Below are 10,014 nucleotides of genomic sequence, written 5' to 3'. Positions count from 1 at the left end.
GGGGAAGATGAGCCGTCAGCGCGGCGGAAAATGCGGGCCGGGCGGCGCTCCTGCGGGGCGGCGGATGGCGGGGTCGTCCATGGTGAGGGGCCGTGCTTGCAAATGAGAGTGATTATTAACCGGTAATTTCCGGGGCCCGGCAATCGCCAGGACATTCGTTTGCGCGGCTTTTTCTTTTGATTGCGTACCAAGTCCCGGCAGTACGGGGCACAAAAGCTAAAGGATAATCATTCTTAATTACATGAAAGGAATTTCCTGATAGCGTATGGCCTCTTTTCCGGTCTACAGGGAGTTCGCCATGCTCAGCCCCCACGCTGCGCCGCAGCCTGTCCAAAGGGATTTCACCCTGCACTTGCCCAATCCGCAGCACCCCGGCACGGCGGCCGTGGTGCCGGAAATCACCCTGTCCACCGGCACGGTGCTGATGGACAGCCAGATGTGGATGCAGGAACCGCTGTGGCAGGGCCTGAAAATCATCCTGGTGCTCAGCGGCCAGCTCAACTGCCGGGTCGAAGGCCAGCCGGAAGTGGAGATTCGCGGCCCGACCCTGTGCGCGGTGGCCAACCAGGGCGAACACTGCGGCGACCACCTGTTCGCCCGCGGCGTGCCGGTGCGCTACACCACGGTGCAGCTGGACTTCCCGGCGATCCGCCAGGCGGGCCTTGAGCCCGAGCGCCTGCTGGACCCGCTCGGCGGCGGGCCGATGCTGTTCTGCCAGCCGGCCAGCAAGCCGCTGCTGGCCCTGGCCCAGCAGATCCTCACCTGCCCGCTGCAAGGCCCGACCCGCTCCTTTTACCTGGGAGGCAAGGCCCTGGAACTCACCGCCCTGGGGGTCGAGGGGATCCTCGCCCAGGCCGAGTCGCGGCCGCTGCAGGACAGCCCCGGTAGCGCGGCGGACATCGAACGCATCCATGCCGCCCGGGACCTGTTGCTGGGTTCCTTGCAGGCCTCGCCGTCGCTGTCCGAGCTGTCGCGCCAGGTGGGCCTGAATCCGCGCAAGCTCACCGCCGGTTTTCGCCAGGTGTTCGGCACCAGCGTCTACGCCTACCTACAGGAGCAGCGCCTGAGCGAGGCGTACCGCCTGCTGGCCAGCGGTGAAACCAATGTCTCCAGCGCGGCCTATCGGGTCGGCTACAGCCCGGCACATTTCTCCACCGCCTTTCGCAAGCGCTTCGGGGTGTCGCCCAAGTCCTTGCGCTGAAGTTGCCGTTGCCTGGAATGCCTGGAGCCTTGAACAACGCCCCAGCCTGGCGCTGTCGAACCGCGCGCCCGGTGCCCGGACGCCCTGCCCGCGCGGTGCCGCAAACGAAAGAAATGGTCGCTCAAGCCAAAGTTTTAGCCGGCAACCCAGGCGCACAAATGAGATACGTTTGCATTCTCATTTAATCCCCATCACGGAGTGAAGCATGGGTAGCCGCGTTGCGCACCAAAACACCCAAGGTTGGCCGGCCGCAGGTCCGGTCTTGCGTCCGGCGCTGCGCCGCAGCCCGCTGGCGTGCCTGATCCATGGCCTGGCCCTGGGCCTGTCGCTGACCCAGGCCGGCGCGGTGCTGGCCGCCGATGGCGAGGCCGATCAGGACCACAGCCTGACCCTGGACACCAGCGTGATCAGCGCCACCCAGATCGACTCCCCCACCGGCCAGCAAAGCGGCTACGTGGCCAGGCGTAGCCTCAGCGGGACCAAGACCGACGCCGCGCTGAGTGAAATTCCCCAGGCGATTTCCGTGGTCACCCGCGATCAGATGGATGCCCAGCAGGTGCAGTCGGTGAACGAGGCGCTGCGCTACACCGCCGGGGTCCAGGCCAACACCACCGCCGCCAGCCAGCGTTTCGACACGCTCTCGATCCGCGGTTTCGACGTCACCACCGGCATGCTCCGTGATGGCCTCAAGGGCAACACCGCCCAGGCCTGGCCCAAGGTCGAAGCCTATGGGCTGGAGCGCATCGACGTGCTCAAGGGCCCGGCCTCGGTGCTGTTCGGCCAGAACTCGCCGGGGGGCGTGGTCAACCAGATCAGCAAGCGCCCGCTGGAGCAGCCCTTCCATGAAGTGCAGATCCAGGGCGGCAGCTTCGACCGGGCCCAGGGCCAGTTCGACTTCAGCGGCCCGTTGGACGACGAGGGGCAGTTCCTCTACCGCCTGGTGGGGCTGGAGCGCGACAGCGGCACCCAGTTCGAGCACATCAAGGACGACAAGCAGTACTTCGCGCCCTCCTTCACCTGGAAGCCCAACGACGACACCCGCCTGACCCTGCTGGCCGACTACACCCAGGATGCGTTCGGCGCCCCCAGGGTGTTCCTGCCGGCCCGCGGCACCCTGCTCGGCAACCCCAATGGCAAGGTCAAGCACAACGTCTTCCTCGATGAACCGGGGCTGGACAACGACCGCACCCAGTACGCACTTGGCTACCTGCTGGAGCAGCGCCTGAATGACGTCTGGAGCCTCAACTCCAGCGCCCGCTACGGCCACGTCAACCTGCTGACCAATACCGCCAGCGGCATGTCCCTGGCCCCGGACCTGCGCACCCTGAACCGCGCCGCCTATCGCTTTCGCATCGTTGGCGACACCTACTCCCTGGACAACAACGCCCAGGCCCGCTGGAACCTGGGCAATACGCAGATGCTGTCGCTGCTCGGGGTCGACTACCGGCGCACCCGCGAGGACTACTACCTGCGCGGTGGCAGCGCCTCGCCCATCGACATCTACCACCCGGTGCATGGCGGCGTGTTCGACCCCAGCACGCCATTCACCAATACCGTGCAGCGCGCCGATCAGGTCGGGGTCTATGCCCAGCAGCAATTCACCTTCGACGAGCACTGGGTGCTCACCGTCGGCGGCCGCCAGGACCGCTCCAGCGCCCGTACCGACAATCGCCTGGAACAGACCGGGAGCAAGCAGAAAGACCAGAAGTTCACCTACCGCACCGGCCTGGTGTACCTGGCGGACAACGGCCTGGCGCCCTACATCAGCTACTCCACCTCGTTCGACCCGGTGCTGGGCACCAACTTCTATGGCACGCCGTACAAGCCCACCAGCGCCAAGCAGTCGGAGGTGGGGGTCAAGTACCAGCCACCGGGGATCGACAGCTACATCACCCTGTCGCTGTTCGACCTGACCCAGGAAAACGTCAAGACCACCGACCCCGCCAACCGTCTGAACACCCTGCAGACCGGCGAGGTGAACGTGCGCGGCATCGAACTGGAAGGCAAGGCCAGCCTGGCCCGGGGCCTGGACCTGCTGGCAACGCTGACCTACAACGACGCCGAGGTGAGCAAGAGCAACAACCCGCTGGAGAAGGGCAAGCGCCCCACCGACACCCCGGAAAAAATGGCCTCGCTGTGGGCCGACTACACCTTGCCCGAAGGCCCTTTGCGCGGCCTGGGCTTCGGCGCCGGGGTGCGCTACATCGGCGCCACCGAGGCCGACGCCGCCAACACCGTCAGCGTGCCCTCCTACACCCTGCTGGATGCGGCGGTGCACTACGACTTCGACCAGCTGATCCCGGCGGCCAAGGGCCTGCGCCTGGCGGTGAACGCCACCAACCTCACCGACAAGCGCTATTACGAAGGCTGCTCGCTGACCAGCTGCAGCGCCGGCTATGACCGCAGCGTCATCGCCAGCCTGCGCTATCGCTGGTAAGCCGCCGTGGCGCGCCTGCGTGACATCTGGCTCGGGCTGCATCGCTGGCTGGCCCTGAGCCTGGGCCTGTTGCTGGCACTGCTGGGGCTCAGTGGCTCGCTGCTGGAGCTCAAGGGGCCGATCCTGCGCTGGGAAGTCGGGGCGCCGATGCTGCAACTGGCCCCTGGCGCACACGGCGCCCTCCTTGAGCAGAGTGCCTGGATCAGCGCCGCCAGCAGCGCCTACCCGCAGTTGCAGAAGGTCTTCGGCGCGGCGCCGCCGCGCCAGGGCTTTCTCGAATCGGACAACGTGATCGTCTTCGGTGCCCTCAAGGAACGCCCCGGCACCGGCATCGCCATGATCGATCCCTACACCGGCGAGCCCCGGGGCTTCTTCGTCTTCGACGACCTGTGGCTGGCCAGGCTGGTGGCCCTGCACCGCAGCCTGCTGTTGCCCCAGGCGTCGGGCTCGACCCTGGTGCTGCTGTGTGGCCTGGTGCTGCTGGGCTCCCTGGGCAGCGGCCTGTACCTGTGGTGGCCGGGCCGGCGCAGTTGGTGGAAAGCCGCCAGCCTGCGCCCCGGCAGCCAGGGCACCCGGCGCCTGCGCGAGTGGCACAACCTGGCCGCCGCCTGGCTGTGCCTGCCGCTGCTGCTGATCGCCGGCAGCGGTGCCTGGCTGGCGCGTCCCGAGCTGTTCACCTGGCCCGGCGCCCAGCCGATGGCGCTCAAGCCGCTGTTCTCCGCCGCCCACGGGCACCTGCTGCTGGGGGCTCCCGGCGCCTGGCTGGGGTTTGCCTGCGGTCTTGCGTTACCCCTGCTGTACATCACCGGCCTGCTGCTGTGGTGGCGCAAGCGCGTCGCCCGCCGGGCCGTCCAATCGTTCAAGGAAACCTGACATGACACACCGTGATTTCTTGCGCCGCGCCCAGCGCGGGCTACTGCTGGGCCTGCTGCTCCTGGGCCTGCCATGGGCCGCCAGCGCCGCGACCCTCACCGATCTGGCCGGGCGCCAGGTCCAGGTGCCGGAGAAGGTCGAGCACATCCTCCTGGGTGAAGGGCGGATGATCTATTCCCTGTCGCTGCTCGAAGGCCAGAACCCCTTCGCCCGTCTCGCCGGTTGGCAGGGGGATTTTCGCGGCCTCGACGTGCAGGGCTACGAGGCCTATCGCAAGGTCTTCCCCCAGGCCGACCAGGTGCCGCTGGTGGGCGGCACCTCCGCCGAGACCTTCAGCGTCGAAAAGGCCCTGGCGGTGCACCCGGACCTGGCGATCATGGCCCTGAGCGGCGGCCACGGGCCGAGCCCCGACAGCGAGGCGGTGCAGCAGCTGGAAGCCGCCGGGGTGGCGGTGATCTTCGTCGACTTCAGCGACCATCCCCTGAGCAACACCGTGCCCAGCATGCGCCTGCTGGGCCAGGCCCTGGGCCGCGAGCAGCAGGCCGAGGCTTTCATCGCCTTCTACCAGCAGTCCCTGGCCCGGGTCAGCGACACCCTGGCCAAGGCCGGCAAGGTCCAGCAGCCGAAGATCTTCATCGACATGCTCGCCGGGCTGCAGGATTGCTGCGGCTCGCCGGGCACCGGCAACTTCGCCGAGATGATCAAGCTGGCCGGCGGACGCAACATCGCCGACGGGCGCATTCCCGGGCCGATTGGCGTGCTCAACGTCGAATACATCCTCTCCAGCGATCCGGATGTGTACGTCGCCACCGGGGTCTTCGCCGCCGGCCAGGGTGGCGTGACCCTGGGTTATTCCGCCACCCTGCAACAGGCGCGGGACAGCCTGCGCCAGGCCGCCCAGCGCCCGCCGCTGAACGAGCTGCGGGCGGTGCGCCAGGGCAACGTGCATGGCCTGTGGCACATCTTCTATGACTCGCCGGAGCACCTGGTCGCGGTCCAGGCCCTGGCCAAGTGGCTGCACCCGCAACTGTTCAAGGACCTGGACCCAGACCAGACCCGCCTTGAGCTGTACCAGCGCTTCATGCCGATTCCCGCCAGCGGCGTGTTCGCCACGAGCCTGCAACCATGACCCGGGCCGCCACCGAGGTGCAGGAGCGCATCGCCAGCGGGCATTACCGCAAACGCCATGGCCGCCGGGTGCTGCTGTTGTCCGCCCTGGCCCTGGCCTTGCTCCTGTCCCTGGCCCTGGACATCACCACCGGGCCCTCGGGCCTGAGCCTTTCGCGCCTGCTGCAGGTGCTCTGGGACCCGGGCTCGATGCCCCGGGTCGAGGCGGTGATCGTGTGGAACGTGCGCCTGCCCTACGCGCTGATGGCGGTGCTGGTGGGCGCCGCCCTGGCCCTGGCCGGCGCCGAGATGCAGACCGTGCTCGACAACCCGCTGGCCAGCCCCTTCACCCTCGGCGTGTCCGCCGCCGCGGCCTTCGGTGCGGCCCTGGCGATTGTCCTCGGCCTGGGCCTGCCCGGGGTGCCGGCGCAGTACCTGATCTCGGCCAACGCCTTTCTCTTCGCCCTGGCCTCGGTGGCCTTGCTGTACCTGCTGGCGCGCTGGCGCGGCTTCGGCGTCGAGAGCCTGGTGCTGTTCGGCATTGCCCTGGTGTTCGCCTTCAATGCCCTGGTGGCCCTGCTGCAGTTCGTCGCCACCCAGGACAGCCTGCAGCAACTGGTGTTCTGGACCCTGGGCAGCCTGGCCCGGGCCTCCTGGGAAAAACTCGCGTTGCTGGCCCTGGCCCTGGCGCTGTGCCTGCCGTTTTCCCTGCGCCAGAGCTGGGCCCTGACCGCCCTGACCCTGGGCGAGGAACGGGCCCGCAGCTTCGGCATCGACGTCGGCCGCCTGCGCCTGCTGGCGCTGCTGCGCATCAGCCTGCTGTCGGCGCTGGCGGTGTCCTTTGTCGGCACCATCGGTTTTATCGGCCTGATCGCCCCGCACATCGCCCGGCTGCTGGTGGGCGAGGACCACCGGCTGTTCCTGCCGGCCAGCGTGCTCAGCGGCGGGTTGATCCTGTCCATGGCCTCGATCGCCAGCAAGGCGCTGATTCCCGGGGTGCTGGTGCCGGTGGGTATCGTCACGGCCCTGGTGGGCATTCCCTTTTTCATGGCCATCGTCATGCGCAACCGCCGAGGTGTCCTGTGAGTCATACCGCCGCTTCCGCGTCCGGGCTGTGCACGCTCGGCCTGAACATGCATTACGGCAATCGCCAGGTGCTGCGTGACGTCGCCCTGCCGAGCTTGGCCTGCGGCAGCGTGACCGCGCTGATCGGCCCCAACGCGGCGGGCAAGTCGACCCTGCTGCGGGGCATCGCCGGGTTGCAGAACACCACCGGGCAGGTGCTGCTCGATGGCGTCGACCTGAACCGCCTGCCCCAGGTGGAACGGGCACAGCACATCGTCTACCTGCCCCAGAGCCTGCCGGAACGCACCCGCCTGTGCGCCTTCGAAGCGGTGCTCAGCGCCGCCATGGCCGGGCAGCGCGGCCGTGGGTTTGCCCCTGGCCGGCCCAGCGCCGCGGTGCTGCACGGGGTGGAGCAGGTGCTCCACGACCTGGACCTGAGCGCCCTGGCCGACCGCCCGATCGACGCCCTGTCCGGCGGCCAGCGCCAGTTGGTGGGGCTGGCCCAGGCCCTGGTGCGCCAGCCTCGGGTGCTGCTGCTGGACGAACCCACCAGCGCCCTGGACCTGTACCACCAGTGCCAGGTGGTGGACGCCATCACCCGCGCCACCCGCGAGCGCCAGTTGATCACCCTGGTGGTGGTGCACGACATCAACCTGGCCCTGGGTTTCAGCCAGCAGGTGGTGGTCCTGCACAACGGCGCCGTGGCCGCCGCCGGCCCGGCCCTGGAGGTGATCAACCAAGCGCTGCTGCGCGACGTCTATGGCGTCGACGGCCGCCTGGAACAGGTGCGCGGTCGACCGCTGGTGCTGGTCGACGGCCGCCTGCCCTTTCACTCAGCCCTGGGATAAACCATGACCAACCCTCAACACCTGCCCATCGACACCCTGGATACGCCCCAGGCCGCAGCGGCCTTCGACCTGCGTCCGCTACTGCTGGCCAACCTGACCTGCACCATGGCGATGATGGCCTTTGTCTCGCTGATCGGTCCCATCGCACGGGTTCTCGGCCTGGCCACCTGGCAGGCGGGCATAGCGGTGACCGTTTCCGGGGTGATCTGGATGCTCCTGGCCCGGCCCTGGGGCCGGGCCAGCGACCGCCTCGGCCGGCGGCGCATCCTGCTGCTGGGCACTGGTGGCTTCACCCTGGCCTTTGTCGCCCTGAGCCTGTTTATCGACCTGGCGCTGCACGCCCTGCCCTCGGCACTGCTGGCGTTTGCCGGGCTGCTGCTGGGACGGGGCCTGGTCGGGGTGTTCTATGCAGCGATCCCGGTGGGCGGCTACGCGCTGATCGCCGACAACATCGAACCCGAGCACCGGGCCCGGGCCATGGCCTCCCTGGGAGCGGCCAACGCCTGCGGCCTGGTACTGGGCCCGGCGATTGCCGCGCTGCTGGCGCGCCACAGCCTGAGCCTGCCGTTCTATGTGCTGGCCGTGCTGCCGCTGCTGGGCTTCACCTTGCTCAAGGCCCGGCTGCCGCGCCAGGAGCTGCACCTCAAGCAGCCGCCGAAATCGGTGCGCCTGAGCGACCCGCGCCTGCGTCGGCCGCTGCTGGTGGCGTTCATCGCCATGCTGTGCGTGGCCATGGCACAGATCAGCGTCGGCTTCTTCGCCCTCGATCGCCTGGGCATGGAGCCGGCGCGCGCGGCGCAGACCGCCGGCATCGCCCTGACCCTGGTTGGAGTGGCACTGATCGCCTCGCAACTGTTGGTACGCCAGCTGGAGTGGCCGCCGCTGCGGATGATCCGCGTCGGTGCCCTGGTGGCGGCCCTGGGTTTTGCCACGAGCATTGTCGCGGCCCAGGCCTGGGTACTGTGGCTGGGGTTCTTCGTTGCGGCGGCGGGCATGGGCTGGATCTTCCCCTCGTTCGCCGCCCTGGCCAGCAACGCGGTGGACGCCGCCGAGCAAGGCGCCACCGCCGGTTCCGTCGGCGCGGCCCAGGGCCTGGGGGTGGTGGTCGGGCCCCTGGCCGGGACCCTGATCTACGGGCTGGAACCGCGCCTGCCCTACCTGCTGGCGGCGCTGCTGCTGGTGCTGGTGGCCTGCTGGCCCGAAGCCCGACGCCGCTGACCCAGGCGGGCAAACGGCGCGCGTCGGGCAAATCGCCGGGGCGGCTGCGGCAGCGGGCTACGCGCTGGGGCGGGCCATGCGCCGCAGGGCCAGGCTGTACAGCAACAAGGCCAGGCTCGCCAAGGCACCGCCCGCCAGGCCGACATAGGCAAAACCCAGCTGCCCGCCCACCCAGCTGCCCAGCAGTGCGCCACCGCCGATGCCGATGTTGTAGATCCCGGAGAACATCGCCATCGCCACGTCGGTGGCATCCGGCGCCAGCACCAGCACCTTGGATTGCAGGGCCAGGCCGAAGCCCATGATCGCCATGCCCCAGACCACGCTCAGCGCCACCAGCGACCAGACCTGGCCATTGAGCGGCAACAACAGGCTCAGGCACAGCGCCAGCAGCACCACCGCGGTCAGCAAGAAGCCCTGGGGGCTGTGGCGATGCAGCACGCTGAACAGCAGCGAGCCGATGATGCCGGCGCCGCCGAACACCAGCAGCACCAGGGTTACCACCTCGCCGCCCAGGCCCGCCGCCACCTTGATGAAGGGCTCGATGTAGCTGTAGGCGGTGAACTGCGCCGTCACCACCAGCGCCGTCAGCACGTAGATCGCCACCAGCGCCGGGCGCTTGAACAGCAACGGCAGGCTGCGCAGGGAACCGGAGTTCTGGCTCGGCAACAGCGGCAAGGTGCGCATCAGCCACAGCACCAGCAAGCCGGCCATGGCCGCAATCACGCCAAAGGTGGTGCGCCAGCCCAGGGCTTCGCCGAGCAAGCGCCCCAGGGGAATCCCCAGGACCATGGCCAGCGAGGTGCCGGTGGCCAGCAGGCCCAGGGCCTGCACCTGCTTGCCCGCCGGCGCCAGGCGCACCGCCAGGGACGCGGTAATGGACCAGAACAGGGCATGGGCCAGGGCCACGCCGATGCGACTGAGCATCAGCAGGCCGAAGCTGTTGGCCAGGCTGGACAGCACATGGCTGACGATGAACAGGCCGAACAGCACCGTGAGCAGCTTGCGCCGCTCGACGTTGCGGGTCAGCAGCATCACCGGCAGCGAGGTCAGGGAGACGATCCAGGCGTAGATGGTCAGCATCAGCCCGACCCGCTCGGTGGGCAGGTCGAAGCTGGCGCCAATGGCGCTGAGCAGGCCCACCGGCACGAACTCGGTGGTGTTGAAGACAAAGGCCGCCAGCGCCAGCGCGATGACCGGCTGCCAGTTGCCTTGGGGTGTCGCCGGGGAATCGCTCATGGGGGGCGTCGTACTCTGTCGATGATGAA

8 protein-coding genes are annotated in these 10,014 nt (G+C 68.6%); 7 read left to right on the top strand and 1 reads right to left on the bottom strand.

Annotation, left to right across the window (positions count from 1 at the left end):
* Positions 1-298 precede the first annotated feature (298 nt).
* From BLV47_RS12645 to BLV47_RS12615, 7 genes are all read left to right on the top strand, one after another.
* Entirely contained in the window at positions 299-1,201 is a 903-nt protein-coding gene (locus BLV47_RS12645) for a helix-turn-helix domain-containing protein (protein ID WP_092317207.1), read from the top strand.
* A gap of 205 nt (positions 1,202-1,406) precedes the next feature.
* Positions 1,407-3,638: a TonB-dependent siderophore receptor gene (locus BLV47_RS12640; RefSeq protein ID WP_092314007.1), complete on the top strand. Its 2,232-nt coding sequence runs from the start codon at positions 1,407-1,409 to the stop codon at positions 3,636-3,638.
* Positions 3,639-3,644: 6 nt separating this feature from the next.
* On the top strand, positions 3,645-4,511 hold the full coding sequence (locus BLV47_RS12635; RefSeq protein WP_092314005.1) for a PepSY domain-containing protein: 867 nt from the start codon (positions 3,645-3,647) through the stop codon (positions 4,509-4,511).
* 1 nt (position 4,512) lies between these two features.
* On the top strand, positions 4,513-5,640 hold the full coding sequence (locus BLV47_RS12630) for an ABC transporter substrate-binding protein (protein ID WP_092314003.1): 1,128 nt from the start codon (positions 4,513-4,515) through the stop codon (positions 5,638-5,640).
* Positions 5,637-6,704, top strand: a complete 1,068-nt coding sequence (locus BLV47_RS12625) for a FecCD family ABC transporter permease (protein ID WP_092314001.1) — start codon at positions 5,637-5,639, stop codon at positions 6,702-6,704. The genes BLV47_RS12630 and BLV47_RS12625 overlap by 4 nt, the downstream gene beginning before the upstream one ends.
* 47 nt (positions 6,705-6,751) lie before the next feature.
* Positions 6,752-7,531 carry an ABC transporter ATP-binding protein gene (locus BLV47_RS12620; protein ID WP_092313999.1) on the top strand — a complete coding sequence of 260 codons (780 nt, stop codon included), beginning with the start codon at positions 6,752-6,754 and terminating at the stop codon, positions 7,529-7,531.
* Between the two features lie 3 nt (positions 7,532-7,534).
* A complete protein-coding gene (locus BLV47_RS12615) occupies positions 7,535-8,749 on the top strand; it encodes an MFS transporter (RefSeq protein ID WP_092313997.1) in 1,215 nt (404 codons plus the stop codon).
* Positions 8,750-8,806: 57 nt separating this feature from the next.
* Here BLV47_RS12615 and BLV47_RS12610 read toward each other — a convergent pair whose 3' ends face one another.
* Positions 8,807-9,985 (bottom strand): sugar transporter, encoded by a 1,179-nt coding sequence (locus tag BLV47_RS12610; RefSeq protein ID WP_092313995.1) that lies wholly within the window; start codon positions 9,983-9,985, stop codon positions 8,807-8,809.
* Positions 9,986-10,014 lie beyond the last annotated feature (29 nt).

Origin of the sequence: Pseudomonas saponiphila (assembly GCF_900105185.1) — a bacterium.
Lineage (GTDB): Bacteria > Pseudomonadota > Gammaproteobacteria > Pseudomonadales > Pseudomonadaceae > Aquipseudomonas > Aquipseudomonas saponiphila.
Note: the sequence above shows the minus strand (reverse complement) of the source record. Positions and strands in the feature narration are given on the sequence as shown.

What these genes read in the sequence shown, in the direction of transcription:
- BLV47_RS12645 (WP_092317207.1), top strand. Translation starts at nt 299, where the DNA reads ATGCTCAGCCCCCACGCTGCGCCGCAGCCTGTCCAAAGGGATTTCACC.
- BLV47_RS12640 (WP_092314007.1), top strand. Translation starts at nt 1,407, where the DNA reads ATGGGTAGCCGCGTTGCGCACCAAAACACCCAAGGTTGGCCGGCCGCA.
- BLV47_RS12630 (WP_092314003.1), top strand. Translation starts at nt 4,513, where the DNA reads ATGACACACCGTGATTTCTTGCGCCGCGCCCAGCGCGGGCTACTGCTG.
- BLV47_RS12625 (WP_092314001.1), top strand. Translation starts at nt 5,637, where the DNA reads ATGACCCGGGCCGCCACCGAGGTGCAGGAGCGCATCGCCAGCGGGCAT.
- BLV47_RS12620 (WP_092313999.1), top strand. Translation starts at nt 6,752, where the DNA reads ATGCATTACGGCAATCGCCAGGTGCTGCGTGACGTCGCCCTGCCGAGC.
- BLV47_RS12615 (WP_092313997.1), top strand. Translation starts at nt 7,535, where the DNA reads ATGACCAACCCTCAACACCTGCCCATCGACACCCTGGATACGCCCCAG.
- BLV47_RS12610 (WP_092313995.1), bottom strand. Translation starts at nt 9,985, where the DNA reads ATGAGCGATTCCCCGGCGACACCCCAAGGCAACTGGCAGCCGGTCATC.